Origin of the sequence: Sphingobacterium sp. SG20118 (assembly GCF_044740685.1) — a bacterium.
GTDB lineage: Bacteria > Bacteroidota > Bacteroidia > Sphingobacteriales > Sphingobacteriaceae > Sphingobacterium.
Window position 1 is genome coordinate 2900916 of sequence record NZ_CP172826.1, and the last position, 25955, is coordinate 2926870.

At 40.1% G+C, this 25955-nt stretch carries 17 protein-coding genes, 2 tRNA genes, 3 rRNA genes and 1 pseudogene; 13 read left to right on the top strand and 10 right to left on the bottom strand.

All coding sequences use genetic code 11. From position 1 onward, the window contains the following. Positions 1-38: 38 nt before the first annotated feature. Positions 39-1239 (top strand): annotated as a pseudogene (locus tag ACFX5U_RS13515) (pyridoxal phosphate-dependent aminotransferase). Between the two features lie 114 nt (positions 1240-1353). Beyond that, positions 1354-1647: a hypothetical protein gene (locus ACFX5U_RS13520; RefSeq protein ID WP_038702719.1), complete on the top strand. Its 294-nt coding sequence runs from the start codon at positions 1354-1356 to the stop codon at positions 1645-1647. A gap of 14 nt (positions 1648-1661) precedes the next feature. Here ACFX5U_RS13520 and cmk read toward each other — a convergent pair whose 3' ends face one another. The 3 genes from cmk to topA are packed head-to-tail and all read right to left on the bottom strand — an operon-like array spanning position 1662 to position 5201. Next, entirely contained in the window at positions 1662-2348 is a 687-nt protein-coding gene (gene cmk, locus ACFX5U_RS13525) for a (d)CMP kinase (RefSeq protein WP_400261051.1), read from the bottom strand. Between the two features lie 4 nt (positions 2349-2352). Next, positions 2353-2766 (bottom strand): hypothetical protein, encoded by a 414-nt coding sequence (locus ACFX5U_RS13530; protein WP_038699185.1) that lies wholly within the window; start codon positions 2764-2766, stop codon positions 2353-2355. 5 nt (positions 2767-2771) lie between these two features. After that, positions 2772-5201 carry a type I DNA topoisomerase gene (gene topA, locus ACFX5U_RS13535; RefSeq protein WP_051959949.1) on the bottom strand — a complete coding sequence of 810 codons (2430 nt, stop codon included), beginning with the start codon at positions 5199-5201 and terminating at the stop codon, positions 2772-2774. Positions 5202-5719: 518 nt separating this feature from the next. Here topA and ACFX5U_RS13540 point away from each other — a divergent pair. The 5 genes from ACFX5U_RS13540 to ACFX5U_RS13560 are packed head-to-tail and all read left to right on the top strand — an operon-like array spanning position 5720 to position 9562. Next, positions 5720-6460 (top strand): FAD-dependent oxidoreductase, encoded by a 741-nt coding sequence (locus tag ACFX5U_RS13540; protein ID WP_400261052.1) that lies wholly within the window; start codon positions 5720-5722, stop codon positions 6458-6460. Continuing rightward, complete coding sequence (locus tag ACFX5U_RS13545) at positions 6393-7295, top strand: glycerol-3-phosphate dehydrogenase/oxidase (protein ID WP_400261053.1); 903 nt, start codon at positions 6393-6395, stop codon at positions 7293-7295. The genes ACFX5U_RS13540 and ACFX5U_RS13545 overlap by 68 nt, the downstream gene beginning before the upstream one ends. 18 nt (positions 7296-7313) lie before the next feature. Continuing rightward, complete coding sequence (glpK, locus tag ACFX5U_RS13550) at positions 7314-8822, top strand: glycerol kinase GlpK (RefSeq protein ID WP_038699187.1); 1509 nt, start codon at positions 7314-7316, stop codon at positions 8820-8822. Between the two features lie 13 nt (positions 8823-8835). Continuing rightward, the gene (locus ACFX5U_RS13555) at positions 8836-9063 is read left to right on the top strand and encodes an aquaporin (RefSeq protein ID WP_400261054.1); all 228 of its coding nucleotides are present in this window, start codon (positions 8836-8838) and stop codon (positions 9061-9063) included. A 1-nt stretch (position 9064) separates the two neighbouring features. Further along, a complete protein-coding gene (locus ACFX5U_RS13560) occupies positions 9065-9562 on the top strand; it encodes an MIP/aquaporin family protein (protein WP_400261055.1) in 498 nt (165 codons plus the stop codon). 325 nt (positions 9563-9887) lie between these two features. On the opposite strand, the gene rrf is transcribed toward ACFX5U_RS13560, so the two are convergent. The 5 genes from rrf to ACFX5U_RS13585 all read right to left on the bottom strand — a co-directional run bounded on the left by rrf (position 9888) and on the right by ACFX5U_RS13585 (position 15036). Continuing rightward, positions 9888-9999, bottom strand: a 5S ribosomal RNA gene (rrf, locus tag ACFX5U_RS13565). Positions 10000-10110: 111 nt separating this feature from the next. After that, positions 10111-12997 (bottom strand): 23S ribosomal RNA (locus ACFX5U_RS13570). 225 nt (positions 12998-13222) lie between these two features. Continuing rightward, positions 13223-13296: transfer RNA gene (locus tag ACFX5U_RS13575), tRNA-Ala, on the bottom strand. Between the two features lie 11 nt (positions 13297-13307). After that, a tRNA-Ile gene (locus ACFX5U_RS13580) sits at positions 13308-13384 on the bottom strand. A gap of 122 nt (positions 13385-13506) precedes the next feature. Continuing rightward, positions 13507-15036: ribosomal RNA gene (locus tag ACFX5U_RS13585) — 16S ribosomal RNA — on the bottom strand. The 16S, 23S and 5S rRNA genes sit together here with 2 tRNA genes alongside, the layout of an rRNA operon. Before the next feature lie 1611 nt (positions 15037-16647). On the opposite strand from ACFX5U_RS13585, the gene ACFX5U_RS13590 reads away from it, so the two are divergent. The 4 genes from ACFX5U_RS13590 (at position 16648) to ACFX5U_RS13605 (ending at position 19398) form a co-directional block, all read left to right on the top strand. Further along, positions 16648-17481 carry a helix-turn-helix domain-containing protein gene (locus ACFX5U_RS13590; protein ID WP_400261056.1) on the top strand — a complete coding sequence of 278 codons (834 nt, stop codon included), beginning with the start codon at positions 16648-16650 and terminating at the stop codon, positions 17479-17481. A gap of 105 nt (positions 17482-17586) precedes the next feature. Next, positions 17587-18471: a 4,5-DOPA dioxygenase extradiol gene (gene ygiD / locus ACFX5U_RS13595; RefSeq protein WP_081918389.1), complete on the top strand. Its 885-nt coding sequence runs from the start codon at positions 17587-17589 to the stop codon at positions 18469-18471. Positions 18472-18572: 101 nt separating this feature from the next. Next, positions 18573-18860 (top strand): SelT/SelW/SelH family protein, encoded by a 288-nt coding sequence (locus ACFX5U_RS13600; RefSeq protein WP_400261057.1) that lies wholly within the window; start codon positions 18573-18575, stop codon positions 18858-18860. Positions 18861-18936: 76 nt separating this feature from the next. After that, positions 18937-19398, top strand: coding sequence for a copper resistance protein NlpE (locus ACFX5U_RS13605; protein ID WP_038699197.1), 462 nt, complete (start codon positions 18937-18939; stop codon positions 19396-19398). Positions 19399-19522: 124 nt separating this feature from the next. Here ACFX5U_RS13605 and ACFX5U_RS13610 read toward each other — a convergent pair whose 3' ends face one another. Next, the gene (locus tag ACFX5U_RS13610) at positions 19523-21235 is read right to left on the bottom strand and encodes an insulinase family protein (RefSeq protein ID WP_400261058.1); all 1713 of its coding nucleotides are present in this window, start codon (positions 21233-21235) and stop codon (positions 19523-19525) included. Further along, entirely contained in the window at positions 21219-22379 is a 1161-nt protein-coding gene (locus ACFX5U_RS13615; protein ID WP_400261059.1) for a M16 family metallopeptidase, read from the bottom strand. Before ACFX5U_RS13615 ends, ACFX5U_RS13610 begins: the two co-directional genes overlap by 17 nt. 89 nt (positions 22380-22468) lie before the next feature. Here ACFX5U_RS13615 and xerD point away from each other — a divergent pair, with 89 nt between their 5' ends. Both xerD and ACFX5U_RS13625 read left to right on the top strand, forming a co-directional pair. Further along, positions 22469-23374, top strand: a complete 906-nt coding sequence (xerD, locus tag ACFX5U_RS13620; RefSeq protein WP_400261060.1) for a site-specific tyrosine recombinase XerD — start codon at positions 22469-22471, stop codon at positions 23372-23374. 252 nt (positions 23375-23626) lie between these two features. Next, positions 23627-25939 (top strand): TonB-dependent receptor, encoded by a 2313-nt coding sequence (locus ACFX5U_RS13625; RefSeq protein ID WP_400261061.1) that lies wholly within the window; start codon positions 23627-23629, stop codon positions 25937-25939. Positions 25940-25955: the final 16 nt, after the last annotated feature.

The following is a 25955-nucleotide window of genomic DNA, read 5'->3' on the forward strand; positions in this document are numbered from 1 at the left end:
TTATTCATTAAATTTGTTTCGCTAATTCATATAAAATAATGCCATCAATATCAAGAAAAGGGTACAATATGCCCGCATCCCCAATTAGGAAATTAACACCATTTGCTGATCAAGCGAAGAAAGAGGGAAAAAAAATATATCATTTGAATATCGGACAGCCTGACATTGAAACACCGGAGGTCATGCTTAATGCTTTAAAGAACATTGATTTCAAAGTGTGGGCATATACGGCATCGGAAGGAACAGAATCCTACCGAAATAAACTCACAACCTACTACAACAAATTGAACTATAATATCGAACCAACTGATATTTTAGTGACAAATGGGGGATCTGAAGCTATTCTAATTGCGATGCAAGCTTGTCTTAACCCTGGTGAAGAAGTGATTATCCCCGAACCGTTCTATGCCAACTATAATGGTTTCGCTTGTTCGGCTGATATCGTTGTAAAGCCCATCATGTCCTATATCGATAGTGGTTTTGCTTTACCTTCAATCGCAGAGTTTGAAAAGGTCATCACTGAAAAGACCAAAGCTATAGCGATCTGTAACCCAAATAACCCAACGGGCTATTTATATTCAAAAGAAGAGCTAGAAGCCTTACGCGAACTATGCTTGAAATACGACCTGTACCTATTCTCTGATGAGGCCTACCGTGAGTTCTGCTATGATGGTCGTGAATTCATTTCTCCTATGCACATGGAAGGCTTAGAAACAACATGTGGTAGTCTTTGATACCGTATCAAAGCGCTACTCCGCTTGTGGTGCTAGAATCGGGTGCATGATCACCAAAAATAAAGAATTGTATCAAGTAGCACTTAAGTTTGCTCAGGCACGCTTGAGTCCCTCTTTAGAGGGGCAAATTGCTGCTGAAGCTGCTGTTGATACACCCGACAGCTATTTTGAGGCTGTCTCTAAAGAGTACACTGCTCGTCGTGACACGCTAGTTAATGGTTTAAATAAGATTGAAGGTGCATTTTCACCAAATCCAGGTGGTGCATTTTATGTCGTTGCGAAACTACCAATTGATAACGCAGATAGATTTTGTCAGTGGATGCTTGAAGAATTTTCGTATGAAAATGAAACCGTGATGATGGCTCCCGCAACAGGCTTCTATAGTACGCCTGGTGCAGGAAACAACGAAGTACGCTTAGCTTATGTTTTGAAGCAAGCCGACCTCCAAAAAGCACTGATCTGTTTAGAAAAAGGGTTACAGGAATACCCAGGTCGTACACAGTAATTACTAAAATATAGTTATAAAAGGTTCCAAAAATTTGGAACCTTTTTTTTTTGTATGAAACAAATCGACCATTTTATACGTTATTATTATAATAGATTACTAAATTTTAATAATATGGATAAATTGAAAAAATTTGAATTGATGGAAAAAATAGCCCGAGAATTAGAGGATGTTAGGAAAAGTCAGCAAGCCGTATTAGAAAAAATCGGGAAAATAGAAGTGGATAATATCGAACTTGGAGACAAAAATCTCGAAAAAATACTACCCGATATTTTCCAACGTACAGCAGACAATTCAGATGCAATTCGTCAGTTATTGGATTCTTTTCAAGAAAAAACAGAAGAGTTTGGAGAGAAAAACAATGTTACTAAACTCAAAGAACAGCAACAAATTAATAGTGTTAAATAAAAAAGAAGAGCTTCCTAATGGGAAGCCCTTCTTTTTTTATATTCTTCAATGACAAATGTCAATTGATCATCTTGTGTCATATAGGAGTTATCCAATACTAACGCATCTTCAGCTTTTCGTAATGGACTTTCTTCTCGGGTACTATCAATATGATCACGATGAGCCAAATTTTTGACAATTTCATCCATCGTCACCTGCTCACCCTTATTCGTCAATTCTAAGTAACGTCTATTCGCACGCACCTGCGGGTCGGCAGTCATGAATATCTTCATATCAGCATCCGGAAATACCGTGGTGCCGATATCACGACCATCCATCACAATGTTTCTTTTCCGCCCAAGCTTTTGTTGCTGTGCCACCATTGCCTGGCGCACCGCTCTGATCGTGCTTACTTCACTTACTTTATCCGAAATATACATCTGACGAATTTCTTCCGAAATATCTTCATCATTAAGATGAATCTCTGTCTTGTCCAAATTAGGGATGAAGTCAATATGAATATCTTCTAAAGCCTGCGACACCGCTGCTTCGTCTTCCATATCAATCCCTTCTCTGATGAAGTAGAGTGTTACGGCACGATACATGGCACCACTGTCAATGAAAACAAATTTTAATTTTTTAGCTAATGCTTTTGCTACTGTACTTTTTCCACAAGATGAAAAGCCATCAATAGCAATGATAAAGTTATGTCTAATTGTCATAAAACTAATTCATCCCTCCTATTATCACCCCGAGCTTATTTACTACAGGAACAAGTATTAAATTTCCTTCAATAATGCTCTCGGGTAAGAAGATATATTTTTTATCGTAAATAATGTTGTCTATGTAAAAGCTTAACCAATATTCATTGGTTAGGCCAAACACCTCCTCATCTATAGCTTCGATTTTGTCAAAAGAATGTGCTCCTACATTACCGATGAAATGACGTAATGTGCTTGTTTGTACCTGCACACCATCCTTCTCACCATAACCTTTTGAAGTAACCAAAACATTTTGAATCTCTTGATTTTTTTCATTAATCAAATAGACATTCCATATTTTCGACTCCGGGCTCTCACTTTCCAAAATAACAGCAATGGTAATATTTTGAACAATGTTTTCAGGTAAATCCTTTTTCATTTCAATTATTTCTCTTTCGTTGCTTTTACTGTAGCCGCTTTCTTAGCAGTTGTAGCCTTTTTAACAGTTGTCGCTTTTTTTGCTGGAGCTTTTTTAGTCGTTGTCGCTTTTTTAGTAGCTACTTTAGCTTTCCCCTTTGGAGCATCAGCTTCTGCCCACTTAACGACATCTTCGTAAGTAATGTTTTCAACCTCCGTACCTTTAGGGATTTTTAAGTTCTGTTTTCCAAAACGAATAAATGGACCCCAACGACCTTGTTCAATCTGCGCTTCTGGATTTTCATCAAAAACACGAATCACTTTCTCGATATCCTTCTGTCTCTTTTCCTTGATGATCTGGATGCATTCTTCTTCAGTAACGTCTAAAGGATCAAGATCTTTTGGTAAAGAGTAGAAAGAGGAGTCGTGACGAATATAAGGTCCAAATCGACCAATCGCAACAGTCATTTCTTTTTCTTCAAAGATCCCTACTTTTTTAGGTAGTTTGAACAACTCCATCGCATCTTCAAAAGTAATCGTTTCGATCATCTGACCTTTACGTAAGGATGCAAATCGTGGTTTCTCTTCATCATCCTGCGCTCCAATCTGAACCAAAGGACCAAATTTACCAATACGAACAGAAACTGGCTTTCCCGAAACAGGGTCTACACCGAGTTCTCTTTCGTTATTTGCACGTTCAGCATGCTCTAAAGTTTTCTGTACTTCAGAATGAAAAGGTCCATAAAACTCGCGCAACATATCTGTCCATTCAGTCAAACCATGTGCAATCTCATCAAATTCCTTTTCGACTTTAGCCGTAAAATTAAAGTCTACTATACCTTTAAAGTGTTCAACAAGAAAATCATTGACTACAATACCGATATCAGTAGGGAACATTTTCCCTTTTTCCGCACCCGTGATTTCTGTTTTCGTAACGGCAGAGATCTCTGCGTTCTCCAATGTCAAAACACGGTAATCACGTGAACGACCATCGCGTTCCTCTTTCACAACATAACCACGATTTTGAATTGTTGAAATTGTTGGCGCATAGGTAGAAGGTCTACCGATACCCAATTCTTCCAATTTCTTCACCAAAGCAGCTTCAGTGTAACGTGCAGGAGGTCTCGTGAAACGTTCCGTTGCATTCATGCTTTTCAATACAACAGCTTGTCCAGTTGTTAAAGGAGGTAACAATGAATTATCGTTTTCCTCTTCATTACCAGAATCATGGTCATCATCTGTAGATTCAAAATAAACCTTCAAGAATCCGTCGAATTTCATTACTTCACCCGAAGCAGATAAATCTTCCTTACGTGTAGAAATAGAAATTTTAGCCAAAGTCTTCTCAAACTCCGCTTCACTCATTTGAGAAGCGATAGCACGTTTCCAAATTAAATCGTACAATCTTTTTTCTGCAGCATCACCTTCGATACTGTGTTCAGAAAAATAAGTTGGACGAATCGCCTCGTGGGCCTCTTGTGCTCCTGAAGTCTTCGTTTTATATTTTCTTAGTTTGTGGTAACGATCACCATAAGCTGAGCGAATTTCTTTTTCTGCCGCTTCTATTGCTGTATCACTTAAGTTGACCGAGTCGGTACGCATATAAGTAATGCGCCCTGCCTCATATAACCGCTGCGCTACCTGCATCGTCCGTGCAACAGAAAATCCAAGCTTACGACTGGCTTCCTGCTGTAGGGTTGAAGTGGTAAATGGAGCCGCAGGAGATCGTTTCGCAGGTTTTGTTTCCAAACTCTTAACAGCGAACTCTGCAGTCCTACAATCGTCTAAAAACTGCTTTGCTTCAACTTCTGTAGCAAAGCGATGAGGCAACTCTGCCTTAAAACTATCTTTTACTTTTCCTGTATGAAAAAATGCAACAATTCGGAATGATGCTTCAGCATTAAACCGAATGACTTCACGCTCGCGATCTACGATTAAACGTACAGCAACGGATTGAACACGTCCTGCAGATAAAGAAGGTTTTACTTTTTTCCATAACACAGGAGAAAGTTCAAATCCGACTAATCGATCCAGTACACGACGTGCTTGTTGTGCATTAACTAAATTATAATCTATTTTACGAGGATTCTCAATGGCTTTTAAAATCGCTGGTTTCGTGATCTCATGAAAGACAATACGTTTAGTACTCTCATCCTTTAAACCCAACGTCTCAAATAAATGCCAAGATATCGCCTCTCCTTCACGGTCCTCATCGGACGCTAGCCATACTGTTTCTGCAGCTTTAGCTAATTTCTTTAATTCACTGACTATTGCCTTTTTATCAGTAGGAACTTCATATTTTTGTTGAAAATCTTTATCTGTATCAATAGCATCATCGGTCTTCACCAAGTCACGAATATGCCCGTAACTAGACTTCACTAAAAAGTCCTTCCCTAGATACCCTTCTATTGTTTTCGCTTTCGCAGGAGACTCTACTATGAGTAAATTTTTAGCCATTTAAATTTGAGATTTGTGCAAATAAAGGCATTTCTTTAACGAATGACAATATTTTTAGTCTTTTTTTACATTATTTAAGGAAAATAATAATAAACAACCTATTTTTTTATTAAAAACAATCGTTGTTTATCTATTTTAACATACCCATTAATTATTCTTTTAAGAGGCTCTTTTCCAATCATTCTTTCTATTTCCTCTCGTTATCCCTCAAGCTGTGAAAAAACAACTACAGCACCTTATGCGCGTTATAAATCCATACTCATGGTAACCTTAGAGAAATCCAAATTCTTCCTCAACTCTGTAACAATAATATATCCATTTATTTTCAGCACAGCAAGAATATCGCATTCTTATAAATGAGATATATAAAATTGGGACATTTGAACAATGTACCAATTAAAAAATAAATAAAACAAACTTTCATCCTATTTCGTTGTATAAAAAAGACCTTTCATTTATATTTATACTAGACCAAAAAAGCATACAAATGAAACCAAATGTAATTATTAAACAAGCGTATGATTAACTTTAAAAGAGACAAAAACCTAGAACGGGTAAAGAAAAACTCGAAATGGGATGTCGTCATCATTGGGGGGGGGGCTACCGGCCTCGGTATTGCTGTTGATGCCGCATCACGTGGATATAAAACACTCCTGTTGGAAAAATACGATTTTGCAAAAGCGACCTCGAGCAGGAGTACTAAATTGGTTCATGGAGGTGTCCGCTATTTAGCAAATGGTGATATAAAGCTCGTTTATTCTGCTTTAAGAGAAAGAGGATTAATATTCAAAAATGCACCTCATCTAGCTAAGGTGCAAAGTTTTATTATACCCTGTTATTCCTTTTATAGTAAATGGAAATATCTGATTGGATTAAAAATTTACGATTGGATGGCAGGATCATACCGCATTGGTGCATCCAAATTCCTATCCAACGAACAGGTGGTATCCAAACTAACATCCATCAAAAAAACAGGCCTGAAAGGTGGAATTATCTACTATGATGGACAATTTGATGACGCTAGATTTGCTATTAATTTAGCGCAAACAGCAAGCATGTTAGACGCCACAATCCTCAATTATTGCGATGTAAATGCCATCCATAAAGATGAAAATGGACATGTTTCTGGCATCTCATTTACAGATCTTGAATCGGAAGAAACGATTGAAATAACCGCAAAAACGGTTATCAATGCTACTGGTATTTTTGTTGACGACATTCTCAAAATGGAGTCTCCTACCCATAAGAAACTTAGTTAGACCCTCACAAGGAACACATATTGTTATCGATAAAAAATTCTTGGGAGAAGATGATGCCTTAATGATTCCAGAGACAGATGATGGCCGGGTTTTGTTCGGTGTTCCATGGCATGACCACATCTTATTAGGTACGACAGATACCCCGCTGGATATCCACACCATTGAACCAAGACCTTTGGAGGAAGAGGTTGAATTTATACTCTCCACTGCTAAAACATACCTCAATCCAGCACCTACGAGGAAGGATATACTGAGTGTTTTTGCAGGTTTAAGACCATTAGCTGCCCCAAAAGATGAGAACTCTAAATCGACAAAAGAGATTTCAAGAGACCACAAGCTGATTACAAGCAAGTCAGGATTGATTACCATCACTGGAGGAAAATGGACTACCTATCGAAAAATGGCAGAGGATACTGTAAATAAGGCCATTGAAATCGGAAAATTAACCGATGCACCTTGCATCACTAAAACCCTCAAAATTCATGGTTATTTAGAAGATAAACAAGAAGGTCATTGGCAAATTTACGGTACTGATGCTGACCTGATTAAAGATTTAGCAATTAAAAACCCCGAACTCAATCAAAAGATACATCCCAAGTTTGATTATATCGCTGCTGAAGTTGTATGGGCGGTAAGAAATGAAATGGCTAGGCGACTCGAGGATGTCTTAGCAAGAAGGATGCGGATGCTGTTTCTAGACGCTAAAGCTGCTATGGAGGCCGCACCTGTTGTAGTTCATATTATGGCGAATGAACTTGATCAGACAGAATCGTGGAAAGAAGAAGAGCTTCAACAGTTCTTAGCGCTTGGCAAACACTACAGTTATGAGGCATAATCTAAAACCCCTAAATCAATGAGTACAAAAGAATACATTTTAGCATTAGATCAAGGGACAACCAGTTCCAGAGCTATTATTTTTTCAAAATCAGGAAAAATAGAAGCCATAGCACAGAAAGAGTTCAAACAGATATATCCGCATTCAGGATGGGTAGAACACGACCCTAAGGAAATATGGGCCAGCCAATTATCTGTCTTTACCGAGGTTATGGCTAAATTAAAAATCACGCCCAAACATATTAAAGGTATCGGAATCACAAATCAACGCGAGACAACGATTATTTGGGATAGAAACACAGGTGAACCCGTCTACAATGCCATTGTTTGGCAAGACCGTAGAACAGCCAATTATTGTAAAAACCTCGAAAAAGAAGGATACAGTGATACCATACAGCAAAAAACTGGCTTACGTATTGATTCCTACTTTTCAGCATCCAAAATTAATTGGATATTAGAACATGTTGAAGGTGTCCGCGAGCGAGCAAATCGTGGAGAACTAGCTTTTGGAACTGTGGACACTTGGATTATATGGAATTTAACGGATGGAAAAGTACATGTAACCGACGTATCCAATGCTTCGCGTACAATGCTCTATAATATTGAGACATTAAACTGGGACGAAGAGCTTCTAAACCTATTTGATATCCCAAAGAGTCTCTTACCTCAAGTGGCATCATCTTCGGAGGTCTATGGTTATACTTCAGGACAAATACTATCAAGTGTGGTACCTATCGCTGGGATAGCTGGAGATCAACAGGCAGCACTTTTCGGACAAATGTGCACGAAGAAAGGTATGGCCAAAAACACATACGGAACTGGTTGTTTCTTATTAATGAATATTGGCTCAAAACCGATATTTTCCAAAAACAATTTAGTTACCACTATTGCTTGGAAAATTGGGGATAAGGTAACGTATGCCCTAGAGGGGAGCGTCTTTATCGGAGGAGCAGTTATACAATGGTTAAGAGATGAGTTGGGGATTATAAAAACAGCAGCAGAAGTCGAAAGATTAGCCACTAGTGTAAAAGACAGTGATGGTGTATATTTGGTTCCTGCTTTTTCAGGACTTGGTGCGCCGCATTGGAACCCTTATGCTAGAGGAAGCTTATTGGGGCTTTCAAGGGGAACTAATGTCGCACACATCGCCCGTGCTGCACTTGAGGGCATTGCTTTCCAAGTTACCGATGTGCTGACAGCGATGCAGTCTGATTCACAAATTGAAGTCAAGGAGCTTCGCGTAGATGGAGGTGCGAGTGCTAATAATTTTCTGATGCAAACCCAGGCCAATTTCATTAATGCGACTACAGTAAGACCTGAAGTAATTGAAACAACGGCACTTGGTGCGGCTTATTTAGCAGGTCTAGCAGTTGGTTTTTGGCCTAGTATTGAAGAGATTGCCGAACAATGGCAATTAGATACGATATTCAAGCCGATTGGTGACGATAGAGTAAAACAATCTTTACGAGAATGGAAAAGAGCAGTAGAGACCACAAAATTTTGGGCAAACTATGATATGAATGACTAATTAATTTTATAATATGAATGTATTAATTGCAGAATTTATAGGCACAGCCATCCTCATTCTATTAGGTGGCGGGGTCGTTGCAAATGTGGTATTAAAAGATACTAAAGGAAATAATTCGGGTTGGATAGTTATCAGTACGGCTTGGGCATTGGCAGTATTTGCAGGTGTTACCATCGCAGGACCCTCACAGCGGAGCACATCTAAATCCCGCAGTCACTCTTGCCAATCTTCTTTTAAATAAGATGACGATAAGCTTGGGCTTACAATACATCCTTATGCAAATTTTAGGCGCAATGTTTGGATCTTTTATAGTTTGGCTCATGTACAAAGACCATTTCACAGAAACCGATGATGCAGGAGCTAAAGAGGCTGTATTCTGTACCAGACCAGCCATATTCAACCCTAAAATTAATATTATTAGCGAAATCGTTGGCACATTTGTCTTAATATTTTGTATACTAAATTTCACGAGTCCAACGACTTACCAAGGACAAACCTTTGGACTAGGTTCTATAGGAGCAATACCTGTAAGTTTTGTCGTTTGGGGTATCGGCCTATCATTAGGTGGTACCACTGGATATGCCATTAATCCAGCACGTGATCTAGGCCCTCGCATAACGCACGCCTTATTACCAATAAAAAACAAGAAATCTTTCAATATAGCCTATGCTTGGGTTCCTGTCATTGGACCACTTATAGGGAGTGCCTTAGCAACCTTAATCTATGTATATATCAAGTAGCAATCCAAAACTTAACAGCGAGGAATTAATATAAGTAACGAGAAAAAAATTCCTCATGAAAGACTAACGATAAGGCATATTCGATATGTTTTAGCATTTTTATAGCAATAAGATATGCTTCAACAGCATCACATAGAGCCAGAGATAATCGCTAATATGTAAGGACTTTAGTATAGGAAATGGTACAGACCTAATTTCCAGTCCATTGCAGTGTTTTGAGGCCAGGCCATCGGTTGCTGGGTGATGTCCGGTCCGGAGGTGCTCTCCCCCAGAAAATCCAGAACACAAAAAAGCCCTTGCTGTCATGCAAGGGCTTCTGTATAAAAAAAGGCACCGACCTACTCTCCCACCTGTTACGGCAATACCATCGGCTCTGGCGGGCTTGACTTCTCTGTTCGGAATGGGAAGAGGTAGACACCGCCGATATAGGCACCTAAAATAAGGTTATCAGAATATAGAAACAATATCCATTACGGATAAAGTGACCATCTGATCTATAGACAATTGAAAGAAAAACTAAAAGAGGAAGACAACAGTGTCTGCGTTGCTTGAGAAAGCTTCGGGTGATTAGTATTGCTCAGCTATGGTATCTCTACCTTTACACCTGCAACCTATCGACGTAGTAGTCTTCTACGGCCCTATAAGGAAGTCTCATCTCGTGGCTAGTTTCGCACTTAGATGCTTTCAGCGCTTATCTATTCCCGACGTAGCTACCCAGCCGTACACCTGGCGGCATAACTGGTTTACCAGCGGTCAGTCCATCCCGGTCCTCTCGTACTAAGGACAGATCCACTCAAACTTCCAACGCCCACAACAGATAGGGACCGAACTGTCTCGCGACGTTCTGAACCCAGCTCGCGTGCCACTTTAATGGGCGAACAGCCCAACCCTTGGGACCTTCTCCAGCCCCAGGATGTGACGAGCCGACATCGAGGTGCCAAACCTCCCCGTCGATATGAGCTCTTGGGGGAGATCAGCCTGTTATCCCCAGCGTACCTTTTATCCTTTGAGCGATGGCCCTTCCATACAGAACCACCGGATCACTATGTCCGTCTTTCGACCCTGTTCGACTTGTTGGTCTCACAGTCAAGCAAGCTTATGCCATTGCACTCCTCGTACGGTTACCAAGCGTACTGAGCTTACCTTTGAAAGCCTCCGTTACCTTTTTGGAGGCGACCACCCCAGTCAAACTACCCACCAAACAATGTCCTCGATATAACCGAGTTAGAAACCGGATACAGAAAGGGCGGTATTTCAAGGTTGATTCCATGACTCCTAGCGAAGCCACTTCAACATCTCCCGCCTATCCTACACATCCTGTACCCAATTCCAATGTTAAGCTATAGTGAAGGTGCATGGGGTCTTTCCGTCCCGTTGCGGGTAATCGGCGTCTTCACCGATACCACAATTTCACCGAGCTCATGGCTGAGACAGCGCCCAGATCGTTACACCATTCGTGCAGGTCGGAACTTACCCGACAAGGAATTTCGCTACCTTAGGACCGTTATAGTTACGGCCGCCGTTTACTGGGGCTTCGATTCAATGCTTCTCTTACGATGACATCCCCTCTTAACCTTCCAGCACCGGGCAGGTGTCAGGCCTTATACTTCATCTTTCGATTTTGCAAAGCCATATGTTTTTGTTAAACAGTCGCCTGGGCCTTTTCACTGCGGCTTCTCCATTGCTGGAGGAAGCGCCCCTTCTCCCGAAGTTACAGGGCCATTTTGCCGAGTTCCTTAGCCATGATTCACTCGAGCACCTTAGGATTCTCTCCTCGACTACCTGTGTCGGTTTACGGTACGGGTTTTTATAACCTGAAGCTTAGCGGGTTTTCTTGGAAGTCTGTTTACCTGCTCTATCAACGCCGCCGAAGCTTTGCTGTACTATTGGGTTTCAGCAGGGTCGGCGGATTTGCCTACCGTCCCTATACCTACGCCTTTCAACGAACTATTCCGTCAGTTCGCGGCAGTGTCACTACTCCGTCACCACATCGCAGTTATAAAAAGTACTGGAATATTGACCAGTTGTCCATCGGCTTGCTCCCTTCGGATGCGCCTTAGGCCCCGACTAACCCTGATCCGATTAGCGTTGATCAGGAAACCTTAGTCTTTCGGTGGGCGGGTTTCTCACCCGCCTTATCGTTACTTATGCCTACATTTGCTTTTCTATGCACTCCACGACCCATTACCAGATCGCTTCACCGTAAATAGAATGCTCCCCTACCAGATGTATCTAATGATACAAATCCATAGCTTCGGTAATACACTTGATGCCCGTTTATTATCCACGCCCGGCCGCTCGACTAGTGAGCTGTTACGCACTCTTTAAATGAATGGCTGCTTCCAAGCCAACATCCTAGCTGTCTAGGCAACCGGACCTCGTTAGTTCAACTTAGCGTATATTTAGGGACCTTAGCTGATGGTCTGGGTTCTTTCCCTCTCGGCCTTGGACCTTAGCACCCAAAGCCTCACTGCCGGCCATATCTTATAGCATTCGGAGTTCGTCTGGATTTGGTAGGATTTGACTCCCCCGCACCCAATCGGTAGCTCTACCTCTATAAGACTCTATGCCGACGCTGTTCCTAAAAACATTTCGGGGAGTACGAGCTATTTCCCAGTTTGATTAGCCTTTCACCCCTACCCTCAGGTCATCCGAAAACTTTTCAACGTTTATCGGTTCGGTCCTCCATTACATGTTACTGCAACTTCAACCTGCCCAAGGGTAGATCACAAGGTTTCGCGTCTACCTCATCTGACTATGCGCCCTATTAAGACTCGCTTTCGCTTCGGCTGCGTGGCTGAACCACTTAACCTTGCCAGACAAGAGTAACTCGTAGGCTCATTATGCAAAAGGCACGCCGTCACTGCACCTGGCAGCTCCGACCGCTTGTAAGCACACGGTTTCAGGTTCTTTTCACTCCTCTGTTCGAGGTTCTTTTCACCTTTCCCTCACGGTACTAGTTCACTATCGGTCTCTCAGGAGTATTTAGCCTTATCAGATGGTGCTGACAGATTCCCACAGGGCGTCTCCGACCCCGCGGTACTCAGGGTACTGCTAGGCTAGCATTCTATACGTGTACCGGGCTATCACCGTTTATAGCTGGGCTTCCCATCCCATTCCACTTCTGTTTGCTAATGCCACATCGCAGCCCTACAACCCCACTGATGCCGTAACATCAATGGTTTGGGCTCTTTCCCGTTCGCTCGCCACTACTTGGGAAATCATTATTATTTTCTTCTCCTACGCCTACTTAGATGTTTCAGTTCAGCGCGTTCGCGTATTATACAACATACCTTCAGTATGCTAGGTTGCCCCATTCGGAAATCTTCGGATCGAACTCACATTTGCTGATCCCCGAAGCTTATCGCAGCTTATCACGTCCTTCATCGCCTCTGAGAGCCTAGGCATCCCCCGTGTGCCCTTATTTACTTTCTTCACCTCATAGCCCTTTTGCTACTATGGGTTGCTTTTTGATATATATAACCATGATGCTACGCATTAATCCGTTCGGCCTTGACCGAGGGTCTTCATAATACATCGAGCACATCACAGTATTGTCTCTACTGTTGTCTTCTCTTGTAATTTTTTTCTTTCAATATGTCAAAGAACTCTTTGTCCCCCTTATAATGAACACAATATCTTGGTGTTCGGGCAGACCTGTGGAGAATATCGGAGTCGAACCGATGACCCCCTGCGTGCAAGGCAGGTGCTCTAGCCAGCTGAGCTAATTCCCCGTATCGTTTTATGGTAGTCCCGAGCAGATTTGAACTGCTGACCCCTACATTATCAGTGTAGTGCTCTAACCAACTGAGCTACGGGACTAGCTTATCATTCTCTCTCTGGACCATCCTACAGGGATGGGCACATTTCTTCAAATGTTTCTTTTTGTTTCTATAATATAAATCATGTGTATACGTAACGAGCTTCAATCTTGAATGCTCTAGAAAGGAGGTATTCCAGCCGCACCTTCCGGTACGGCTACCTTGTTACGACTTAGCCCCAATTATCGGTTTTACCCTAACACGCTCCTTGCGGTTACATGCTTTAGGTACCCCCAACTTTCATGGCTTGACGGGCGGTGTGTACAAGGCCCGGGAACGTATTCACCGCGTCATTGCTGATACGCGATTACTAGCGAATCCAACTTCATGAGGTCGAGTTGCAGACCTCAATCCGAACTGTGAATGGCTTTTAGAGATTAGCATCATATTGCTATGTAGCTGCCCGCTGTACCATCCATTGTAGCACGTGTGTAGCCCCGGACGTAAGGGCCATGATGACTTGACGTCGTCCCCACCTTCCTCACTGTTTGCACAGGCAGTCTGTTTAGAGTCCCCGACATAACTCGCTGGCAACTAAACATAGGGGTTGCGCTCGTTGCGGGACTTAACCCAACACCTCACGGCACGAGCTGACGACAGCCATGCAGCACCTAGTTTCGTGTCCCGAAGGACTGATCCGTCTCTGGATCATTCACTAACTTTCAAGCCCGGGTAAGGTTCCTCGCGTATCATCGAATTAAACCACATGCTCCTCCGCTTGTGCGGGCCCCCGTCAATTCCTTTGAGTTTCAATCTTGCGACCGTACTCCCCAGGTGGATAACTTAACGCTTTCGCTTGGACGCTTACTGTGTATCGCAAACATCGAGTTATCATCGTTTAGGGCGTGGACTACCAGGGTATCTAATCCTGTTTGATCCCCACGCTTTCGTGCATCAGCGTCAATGCTAACTTAGTGAGCTGCCTTCGCAATCGGAGTTCTAAGACATATCTATGCATTTCACCGCTACTTGTCTTATTCCGCCCACTTCAAATAGATTCAAGTCCTACAGTATCAAAGGCACTGCGACAGTTAAGCTGCCGTCTTTCACCACTGACTTATAGGACCGCCTACGCACCCTTTAAACCCAATAAATCCGGATAACGCTTGGATCCTCCGTATTACCGCGGCTGCTGGCACGGAGTTAGCCGATCCTTATTCTTCAGGTACATTCAGCTACTTACACGTAAGTAGGTTTATTCCCTGACAAAAGCAGTTTACAACCCATAGGGCAGTCATCCTGCACGCGGCATGGCTGGTTCAGAGTTGCCTCCATTGACCAATATTCCTTACTGCTGCCTCCCGTAGGAGTCTGGTCCGTGTCTCAGTACCAGTGTGGGGGATTCTCCTCTCAGAGCCCCTAGACATCGTAGCCTTGGTGAGCCGTTACCTCTCCAACTAGCTAATGTCACGCGAGCCCATCCATATCCTATGAATATTTGATCATCGAGTGATGCCACTCGATGATGTTATGCGGTGTTAATCTCTCTTTCGAGAGGCTATCCCCCAGATATGGGTAGGTTGCTCACGCGTTACGCACCCGTGCGCCACTCTCATCAGAACTAAGCAAGCTTAGCTCTGAATCCCGTCCGACTTGCATGTATTAGGCCTGCCGCTAGCGTTCATCCTGAGCCAGGATCAAACTCTCCATTGTAAAATGAAGTGTAAGATCAAGACTATTTATAATAAATAGAATTGTCTTGTATTTTATTTCTAATTCTAAAATTGAACAGGTTGATTTTTTTAACTTTCGTCGTTTCTCAACACTACTCGTTACGTTACATGATTATATTTTTAAAGAACTTTTTTCGCTTCCGCATCTCGCTTCGGCCATATGATGTCGGCATTGCGCCGTTATCGATCTTGTTTTGGCTCCCTTCGTTTCCGTTGGGACTGCAAAGGTAGAGATCTTTTTGGTATATCCAAAATAAATGTGAAAATTTATTTTTGGAGACCTTTTCGATTTCTGCGTCTAAATAACATAGACCCTCTTTTTTTCATTGTCCGTCCTTTCGAACCGACCGTTCCTCCCTTGCGGAGTGGTGCAAAGATAGACCATTTTTATATTCACTTCCAAACGTTTTCTTACTTATTTATTGAGAAAGGGGGTAACTTGCTGTATCATTGGATGATTTATTTTTCAAAGAGCCGAACTGAGGGTTGGATATCGCCCAAAAAACAGGTGCTAAGGCCGATCGCTCCTTTATGATGGCCGATCGCATGCTTCTTATAGTACCGCTATTGATAAGTATGGATGATTATCAATCGACTGGAATAGCAGATTGCTACTTTACATATAGCTTATTGTACCGCTATAGATAAGTATGGATGATTATCAATCGACTGGAATAGCAGATCACTCCTTATATATAGTATAAGCACTTATTGTCTCTCTGTAGAAATAAGTGTGAATGACTATAATAGACCGGAATAACCATTCACTTTTTATAATAGCATCCCTTACCTACTTATTCCATCGCTATAGGTTAAGTATGGACTGACTATAATCAGACCAGAAGAGCAGCTAGCTTCTTTATAGATAGTATATAGTAAATACATATTGTACCGCTATAGATAAGCATGGACACAACAGCAGATATTCAATATGCAGATCCTACTTGGATTATAACCTAAGTAATATGAACTAGGTACCAACTTCGGTATTAAAACAGGTGTAGACCAGAGATAGCTTGGTATTAGTAGGGGGTTAATAGGGATATACCCCTATTAACCCCCTATTAACCCCCTACTAACCCCCTATAATCACCCTCTTAATACACTATTAAATCTGAAGTTGGTACTAATTTGATATCAACTTATTATCAAGATGATTTCCGAAACTTATTAATCACCTAAAAGGATTCCATATTACTGCACGTTATGGATACCATGATAACCATCCCTATAAATGAAAAAATAAACCATACACTATTTATAGTTCATAGCAACATGAAAGTATTAAGAAGAAATACGAATGAAATATATTCAGTAAAAAGGTATAGGATAAAAAATACTAGGTTAGGATAACCAAATCAAGAGCGCCTCAAAAAGCTAGACAAATCAAACGATATATAGTTGGTCTCATTAACCCTAAAAAAGATTATCTCTTTCGGGATCTTAAAGTAATACTAATTTCTAAAATCGTTCGATGAACCTTCAGACAACATAGATTACAAAAGAAAATGACCGAAATATTAAGCTTCAATAGGACTCCGTACTACATTTTTACATAACTTTAATCGCTAAGGGAAAACAATAAAATACTTTGAAAGAAATTTTTAAAATATATCAACTCGATGCCGCAGAGGCAGACCGCATCGCAGATAGCGAAAACAATTTGCATCATCATGATTTCGAAGAGTTGATTATTGGCACAGAAGGTCAATTGGAACATTTTATAGATTTCAAATCTGAAATTTTTGTGGCTCCATTTATCAGCTTTGTAAGCAAGGGAAAGATACATCGTGTTAAACCGCAGCCTAGAGCAGGGAAATGTCAATTTTGGGTTTTACGATTCAAAAGTGAATTCATTCCAGAAACAACATTCCAACTGTATAATCATTTTCATGACCACGCGACCTTTAGTATCGAGTCCTCCCCTTGCTTTCAACGATTGGTTACAGTTTCACAAATGATAGCAGATGAGATGCAGACAAAAAATGCCGACCTGGGCATTGTTCGTCAATTACTAAGTACGTTATTTACCATGATTGAATCCGAATATAGGAAACAGTTTCCAGAAGGCTTACTTGCCCCATCGAATACCAGTACTACTTTCAAGAATTTTTTAACCATACTAGAGGAGAACTACCACCGTCCGGAATCGGTCAATTTCTATGCTGAAAAACTTTTCATGAGCGCCCGCGCCCTCAACCTTATCTGTCATCAAATATTGCAACAGAGTGTTTCCGAAATCATTGAAACCAGAAAGTTAATTGAAGCCAAGAGTTTATTGATGAATACCGACAAAACAATTTCAGAAATAGGTTTTGAACTTGGTTATACCGATAAAGCCTACTTTACAACTGTTTTTAAAAGGAAATCTGGACAAACACCTACAGACTTTAGAAATGACATGAAGAAGATAATTTCCAAATAACACAACTTTCTTTCCGATAAACAATACCCACTCCATCAGATAAAACTGATATTTGTATGTCGTGTTTGAACACTCCAAAACGACAAAAGATATTAGGAGTAAAAAATGACTAGAAAACAAATGATAACCGCTATGGCTGCAATCCCTTTCGCAGGAGCTGCTTTAAAAGTAAGTTCCCTACATGATTTATCTAAATCTTTCCAAGCAACGGAAAAATTTCCAGTTTTATTTTTGGGACATGGCAGTCCTATGATTGCAATTGAAGAAAACGAGTTTGTTGACGGATTCAGAAATATAGGAAAGACATTTGACACACCAAAGGCAATCTTAGTAATTTCTGCCCATTGGGAAACACAGGGTACTTTCGTGACAGCAATGGAGAATCCACCAACAATTCATGATTTCGGCGGATTTCCTCAAGCGTTATTTGATGTACAATACCCTGCCCCTGGTAGTCCTTCATTGGCACAAGAAACGAAAAGAATTATCACAAAAGCAGATGTCCTACTTGATGACAAATGGGGGCTTGACCACGGTGCATGGTCCGTTGTCAGACACCTATACCCCAATGCTACTGTTCCAGTTATACAAATGAGCATTGATTATACCAAACCCGCATCTTATCATTACGCTTTAGCGAAAGAGTTAGCTTCTCTACGTCAGAAAGGTGTTTTAATAATTGGAAGTGGCAATATGGTTCATAACTTACGTATGGTGGCATGGGATAAATTGAACGAATCTGGATTTGCGTGGGACTGGGCACAGGAGGCTAAAGAAAAAATGAAAGGATATATTTTAGATGGTGATCACAATTCCTTAATAGATTTCAAAAACCAAGGGAAAGCTTTCGAATTAGCAATCCCGACACCAGAGCACTATTTACCATTAATTTACAGCTTAGCCTTAAAAGAGCAGCACGATGAGCTCATGTTGTTTAATGACAACTCTGTTGGCGGGTCACTAGCCATGACTTCACTTAAGATAGGTTAATTGTTATTCTTAAAAAATGAATATAAAAAAGCAGCTAAAAAGAGACCGCTCATATCAAAATGAAATAACTTATATTCGCTACTCATTCGATGATAGGAAATATGAATAAATCCAAACCAACCATTTCAATAGAATACTGTCCAAAATGCAATTGGATGTTACGCGCAGCTTATATGGCACAAGAGTTACTCAGCACTTTTACGGAAGATGTTCACGGTGTCTTATTGATTCCAAGTGAAATTGCAGGAAAATACACCATTTCTAGTGACGGATACACGCTATTTGACCGTAAGGATATGGGCAGATTTCCTGAAGTAAAAGAGTTGAAACAGCTGGTGAGGGATCATATTAATCCGAATAAGGATCTGGGACACTCAGAAAAAAAATAAAATTATTTTGTAACTTCATGAAATTCTAAAACTATAACGGAATAATTCTGTTGAATAACTTAAAGAATAAAATATCATGAAAAGAAACATCATAGGTCTATTCATATTTGTGGCAATGCTTTCGGCTTGTCAAAATAAAACACAAACTAAAGAAAAAGCTGAATCTGGAAATACCCCAGTAGAAGTTAAACAAGATAGTTTATTTTACGATGAGCATAACACAAAAAATTCAGTAGACTGGGCTGGTACTTATGAAGGTACGTTACCTTGTGCTGATTGCTCAGGAATTCACGTCATTATTACACTAAAATCTGATGATACATATGAAAAATCAGAACAATATCTTGAAAAAGGAGACCCCATAAAAGTAACTGGTCAATTCACTTGGACACCCGATGGAGGATCAATAATAATACAAGAAAAAGATCGGGAGACAAAATATAGAGTTGGAGAAGGTATCATGAAAATGTTAGATATGCAAGGCAAAGAGGTACAAGGAGAGCTTGCAGAATTTTATGACTTGAAAAAAATAAAATAGTAAGCATCCAAATCCGATAAATAAAATTACTAATCCTTACTATCGGTTTAGATTTTAAAACACTTTTTTTAATAAAAAATCTCCTGATAAATATCAGGAGATTTTTATTTGAAATAGAAAATATCTACTTAGCGTCTGGTAATAGAATAAATTCGAACATACGGTCTTCTTTCAGATATTTTTCAGCTACAGCTTTTACACTTTCTACTGAAACTTGATTTAGATCTTCTAATTTCCGCTGTATTGCTGTGACATCCTCCTGGTTTTGATATGATCCTGACAGATAATTTGTCCAAAAACCATTTTCTTTCAACTGTAATTCAAGCTGACGTTTTTGCTCAATGACAAATTTTTCAATATCCTCCTTGATAGGGCCATCTTTCTTGATCTTTGATACCTCATCAACAGCCGATTTAATCAATACATCCACCTTATCGGGAGCCGTTCCAAAGCCGATTCCGAAACTATAACGTGCGCGTGGCAATTTACTATAGCTTGCTGAAGCTCCTACGCTATAAACTCCACTTTCAGCTTCACGAAGACGCTCCAATAATTTGATTGTCAAAATGCTTTCTAAAGCATCCATGTTGACATTTTCTAATTCACTGTACGTGTAATCGCCGTAATACGCCAATTGCACAGACGCTTTATCCTCCTTACCTTTTTGCACAACAACGCGATTACCTTTCGCTGGTTCTGTTAATGCCAAATCTTTGTATGATTCCTTTCTCCCCAAATTAGGTAATGCCGCTAAATAATTTTCAAGATAAGGCTTAATTTCTTCTTCTGTAAAAGATCCTACAATCGTAAATGTAAAATCCGATGCATCAGCAAATCGTTCCTTATAAATTTCGAAGGCACGATTTTTATCGATGGTCTTTATTAATTCCACCGTTGCATTTTTCCTTCTAATATTATCCCCATACAATGCTTCCTTAATTTTATCTGAGAAAACATTAGATGGGTTACTCTCTCGGTTTTCCAAACTTCCCACGGAGCGCGCAATAATGCTTTGGTAAACATCATTATCCAATCGTGGTTCTGTAAAATAGCCATAGATCAACTCAAATGCATTCTTCAGTCCCTCTTTATCCGAGCTACCATATAAACCTTCATATCTTTCTGAAATATATGGCGTGATCGCAATATTTTTACCTGTCAAATATTTTTGAAGTTCTACATTATTCAATTGACCAAGACCACTTGCATCAACTAAACCTGCAGCATTACTTGCGGAATAGTAATCTTGATCCGGATATAATGATGAACCTCCGGCACTAAATGCCGAAATTCTTATCTCATCATTTTTGAAATTGGTAGGTTTTAAAATAACTTTGACCCCATTGCTTAACGTCATTTCTTTAACATGGATATCCTTTAATTCCTGAGTAGAAACAATAGATCCCTTTACAGGTTCCTTCGCTAATAATGGCAGTTTGGACACCTTATCTTCATAGGCTGTCAAACTTTGAGATTCCACTTCTTTTATCCAAGTATTAATTGTTTGTTCCGCAGGTAAAGTAGCCTTATCTTTCTCTGGCCCCATAATGATGACATCGCGATTCAAATCTGTATAATATTTCGAAATCAATGCGTTGACTTCTTTTAATGTCAATGTTGGCAAAAGTTGCTTCGTAATTTTATAACTATCCTCATTACTTAAGGCCGCATCATCTTTTAAGAAGTTATTCAAATAGCGACTCACATAGCTATCTGATTTTTTCTTACTCTTTTCTATGTAAGCTGTTTCATTAGCTTTATTCATCGATATGACTGCTCTATCCAATTCAGACGCGGTGAATCCAAACTTTTGAATTCGCTCAAACTCTGTCATCATCTTTTTGAAGCCCACTTCCAATTGATTTGGCTTTGGAAACCACCATCAGTGAAAACACATCCAATCCCGCTATGAAACCTGATATGCTACCACCAGCTTGCATAAAGGGAGCATCTGCCTGTTGCATAATTTCAGAAAAACGCTCTGCGACCATGGTGTTAAACGCCGAAATCAATAATTGAGTCCTGTAATCCTTTACCGTAACCGTTTTCTCTTCTTTACTCTTAATCATGATCTGAGCAACTGTATAAGGAAGTTCAGGGTCGGTAATCGCTATAAATTGATTCTTATTGAGCAAGTCAACACTGTATTTAGTGCGTTCCAATTTCTTTGCAGGAGTTTTCAAATCCGAAAACAGCGCTTTAACACGCTCCTCCATATCTTTAACATCAATATCGCCTACAATAATAATAGATTGCAGATCTGGTCTATACCAGTCCTGATGAAATTTACGGATAGTTTCCGGATTAAAAGTTGTAATGATCTTCTCCGTTCCAATAGGCAATCGTTTGGAATAACGAGAACCATTCAAAACGATGGGGAAATATTGATCTTGCAAACGCTGGCCAACACCACGTCCACCACGCATTTCCTGCATCACAATACCACGTTCCTTATCAATTTCTTCCGTCGTCAACAAAGCATCTTGTGCCCAGTCACGCATCACTTGCAATCCATTTTTCAATAACTCAGGGTCGTCTGATGGAATGGGCAATTGATAGACAGTTTCGTCAAAACCTGTATACGCATTAAGGTCTGAACCAAATCTTACCCCTGCTTTTTGGAGGTAATCGACTAATTCATTTTTTGGAAAATGTTTTAATCCATTGAAGTTCATATGCTCCAAAAAATGTGCTAGACCGAGTTGATCTTCAGTCTCTAAAATAGAACCTACTTTATTCGCCAAATACATGGTAACCCTTTTTTCGGGTTCTACATTACGGCGTATATAATAGGTGAAACCATTTTTTAGTTTTCCTTTAACTACCTCATTGTCAAATGGAAGGTTTTGATTCCAGTTAACGGTGTCCTGTGCTAAAATCGCTCTCGCTTCAGCACGAAATGATGTTGCCGCTGTACTTGGGGTCGTACAATAAAGAGATGGCAACAAAAATGTTAATGCAATTGGTTTAATAAATCTCATGTTTTTGATTTACCTTAAATAATTAATTTAGTTTGTTTTATAAAATTAGTGCTCGAAATTACAATTAATCTATTGTATTTTTGTTATTCATGATAGAAGAAAATAATTGGTTGCATTTAAAGAAGAATTTCGAACGTTTTTTAAAATTTGAGCGTGGACTATCCGACAATTCTATTGAAGCGTATCTAAATGATGTATCTAAATTAGAAGTATATAGTGATGAGCATAATTTGACTCTCCAGCAACTCACAAATAAAGATTTACAACGTTTTCTAATCTGGATCAATAACTTTGGTATTTCCCCATTTACCCAATCGCGCCTCCTATCTGGGCTCAAAACCTTTTACAATTTCTTACTCTTGGAGTACGACTGGGAAAGCAATCCTGTAGAGTTGATACAAGCACCGCGTATGGCCAGGAAGATACCAAGTGTTCTGAATATACAAGAAATCGATCAACTTATCAATGCAATAGACCTTTCAACCGCCGAAGGAATGCGCAACAAGACTATCATTGAGGTATTATATGGTTGTGGCCTTCGAGTCTCTGAATTGGTTGGTCTAAAAATATCTAATCTCTATCTCGATGTCGAATTTATTAAAGTGGAAGGAAAAGGGAATAAAGAACGTTTGATACCGATAGGTAGCCAGGCAATTAAACATTTAAAAATATACATCGACGAAGTTAGGCTGCATATCAAAATCAAACCAGGGCAAGAGGATTATGTTTTTCTTAATAAAAGAGGTGCCGCATTGTCACGTGTGATGGTGTTTATTATGATAAAAGAATTAGCAAGTAAAATTGGGCTTCAAAAAAACATCAGTCCTCATACCTTTCGACACAGTTTTGCCTCACATCTGGTAGAAGGTGGTGCCGATTTACGTGCTGTCCAAGATATGTTGGGCCATGAAAGCATTACCACTACCGAAATCTATACCCATATTGACCGAGATTACCTTCAAAGCGTTATCACGCAATATCATCCCCGCTCCTAATAGCATCGTAACCTATTCAGAAACCCTAAAATCTCTACTTTATCTTTAAAGTTAGCTGACTTATTGCGTAATCCCCGTTCCATTTCGATTATCATTTGGAACAATGCCAGGATTCAAGAAAATAAAATGCTTCTCATTCGTATCGAAAAACGGCATAAATGACGACTTTTAAAATTATATACAACATTGTTGCATTATTATTTTAATTTAATGCAACAATGTTGTATTTTTGAAGCGTAATTTAATTTAAGCATGACAAAACAGTTCAGCGTCATCTCGATATTGGCACCCGTATTCATCTCATTGTGGCCTTCTTACAGCTTATTTGCACAAAAAAAACAAATAAGCGGAAAGATCATAGCGCTAGAAAACACCAGTCCCATTCATGGAGCTAACCTACACTACGAAGGACATAAGAAAGCGATAACTTCCAACTTTTCGGGTGAATTTCAATTTAGTACCGAACAGAACTTCCCTATAAAATTAGTGACTTCACTCGTTGGCTACGAAAATGACACTACTTATGTGAAAAATGACCGTCCCGTACTGATAAGACTAAAAAAAGACGTTAAGAGACTCGCCGAGACACAGGTTTACGGATATCAGGTTGCTGCCAAAACACAGATTGCGCAACAGGTCAATGCGACAGCTTTAGCTGAAAATAGAAACCGTTCGCTAGCAGAAGTATTAAAAAATATTGCTGGAGTACAACTTCTACAGACTGGCTCAACCATCAATAAACCTATCGTAAATGGACTTTATGGAAACCGACTTGCGATATTGAATGATGGTATGAAACTGGAAAGTCAGCAATGGGGGAATGATCATGCTCCTGAAATTGATGTATATGCTGCCAATACGATAACAGTTGTGAAAGGAGCAGAAAGCCTACGTTATGGAGGAGAGGCTTTAGGTGGAGCAATTCTGTTATCCACCAAGCCTTGGAATAAGATTGATAGCCTTAGAGGGCAAGTCAGTCTTAACGGTTTCACAAATGGCAGAGGTATGCAAAGCGCATTAAACCTAGAGGGCATCACTCCGATAGCAGGACTAAAATGGTCTTTCAATGGTAACTACAGCAAAATTGGTAATCGAAAAACTCCCGATTATTACCTAAACAATACCGGACAACGCATTTACAACCTAAATGCTGCAGTAAATTATCAATACAAAGACGCTAATTTTGAAGCTTCCTATAAACAATATCACAATGAAGCGGGCATTTTATCTTCTACTCATATCGGCGATATTACCTCTTTTCAAGAACGTCTAGCCTACGGGCGACCATATCCCAGCGAACTTTTCGGATTCTCATACAATATTGATGCTCCCCGTCAAGAGGTTAAACACGAGGTATTTCAGTTTGCTTACAGCCAGCGCTTAAGCGATGCTAAAACCTTATCCATAAAATATGCTTACCAGAATAACCACCGCCAGGAATACGATAAAAGACGTGCAGGCCGTAGTGCAATTCCAAGCATGGATATGGTTTTACGGACACATGCACTTGATGCATCTTATACTATTGAGGGCTTAAATCAAAAATTTATCACAGGCCTTCAGGGGCAGACACAGGTTAACAACAATATTGCTGGGACTTTTAATACCCCATTAATACCAAATTACAATGCCTTTAATATCGGAGCATACGGTATATATCAATGGCAAAAAGACCGATTTGCCTATGAATTAGGAGCTCGATATGATTTCAAGAATTTCGATGCTGCAGGGTATGACTTTTATGGCAAAGCTTATGGCGGCAACAATCAGTTTCATAACTTGTCGACCAACCTCGGTTTATCCTATACTGTCGATAACCATATGACTCTTAAATCAAACTTAGGACTTGCTTGGAGAGCGCCGTCCGCTCAAGAACTGTACAGCCAAAACGTCCACCAGAGTACAGCACGCTATGAAAGAGGAGATCCGTCCTTAAAAGCGGAGAAAGGATTAAAGTGGATCACCAGTTTAAATATCCATGAACAGAAGAATTTCTTAAACATTGACATCTATGCTAACTACATCAATAATTACATTTATGTAAAACCAACCGAAGAATATGTACAAAATCTTTCTGGTACATTCCCGATTTGGCAGTATAGTCAAAACAATGCTTTACTGGCAGGAATCGATATACAGGGGAAAATTGCCATCCGTGAACATTTAGAATACAGTGCAAACACATCATTTATCTATGCCCGTAACCTAGATAAAAATAACAATCTGCCGCTTATTCCACCCCTATCGTATACACATGAAATCGCTTTTACAACAAAGGGCAAGACGAACTGGATGCATGATGTGAAATTTGCCTTAGGTCAAGAAATCTATGCGAAACAGTTTTTAACAACAGCAAGTATGGAGATGGCTCCGGCACCTTCGGCGTATCAGCTCATCAATGGTTCCATTAGTTTAGGTTCTCTTGTTGGCAACAATAAATTGCAAACTCGCCTTTTGGTAGAAAACATCTTAAATAGCACATACAAATCCTACACCGATCTATTCCGTTATTACAGTCATGGTGTAGGGCGAAATATACAATTGACAATTAATTACACATTCTAATCATAACAAATACAGC

Excerpts from the sequence above, each read along its gene's own strand:
- ACFX5U_RS13520 (WP_038702719.1), top strand. The coding sequence starts at position 1,354 with ATGGATAAATTGAAAAAATTTGAATTGATGGAAAAAATAGCCCGAGAA.
- cmk (WP_400261051.1), bottom strand. The coding sequence starts at position 2,348 with ATGACAATTAGACATAACTTTATCATTGCTATTGATGGCTTTTCATCT.
- ACFX5U_RS13530 (WP_038699185.1), bottom strand. The coding sequence starts at position 2,766 with ATGAAAAAGGATTTACCTGAAAACATTGTTCAAAATATTACCATTGCT.
- topA (WP_051959949.1), bottom strand. The coding sequence starts at position 5,201 with ATGGCTAAAAATTTACTCATAGTAGAGTCTCCTGCGAAAGCGAAAACA.
- ACFX5U_RS13540 (WP_400261052.1), top strand. The coding sequence starts at position 5,720 with ATGATTAACTTTAAAAGAGACAAAAACCTAGAACGGGTAAAGAAAAAC.
- ACFX5U_RS13545 (WP_400261053.1), top strand. The coding sequence starts at position 6,393 with ATGCTACTGGTATTTTTGTTGACGACATTCTCAAAATGGAGTCTCCTA.
- glpK (WP_038699187.1), top strand. The coding sequence starts at position 7,314 with ATGAGTACAAAAGAATACATTTTAGCATTAGATCAAGGGACAACCAGT.
- ACFX5U_RS13555 (WP_400261054.1), top strand. The coding sequence starts at position 8,836 with ATGAATGTATTAATTGCAGAATTTATAGGCACAGCCATCCTCATTCTA.
- ACFX5U_RS13560 (WP_400261055.1), top strand. The coding sequence starts at position 9,065 with ATGACGATAAGCTTGGGCTTACAATACATCCTTATGCAAATTTTAGGC.
- ygiD (WP_081918389.1), top strand. The coding sequence starts at position 17,587 with ATGACTAGAAAACAAATGATAACCGCTATGGCTGCAATCCCTTTCGCA.
- ACFX5U_RS13600 (WP_400261057.1), top strand. The coding sequence starts at position 18,573 with ATGAATAAATCCAAACCAACCATTTCAATAGAATACTGTCCAAAATGC.
- ACFX5U_RS13605 (WP_038699197.1), top strand. The coding sequence starts at position 18,937 with ATGAAAAGAAACATCATAGGTCTATTCATATTTGTGGCAATGCTTTCG.
- ACFX5U_RS13610 (WP_400261058.1), bottom strand. The coding sequence starts at position 21,235 with ATGATGACAGAGTTTGAGCGAATTCAAAAGTTTGGATTCACCGCGTCT.
- ACFX5U_RS13615 (WP_400261059.1), bottom strand. The coding sequence starts at position 22,379 with ATGAGATTTATTAAACCAATTGCATTAACATTTTTGTTGCCATCTCTT.
- xerD (WP_400261060.1), top strand. The coding sequence starts at position 22,469 with ATGATAGAAGAAAATAATTGGTTGCATTTAAAGAAGAATTTCGAACGT.
- ACFX5U_RS13625 (WP_400261061.1), top strand. The coding sequence starts at position 23,627 with ATGACAAAACAGTTCAGCGTCATCTCGATATTGGCACCCGTATTCATC.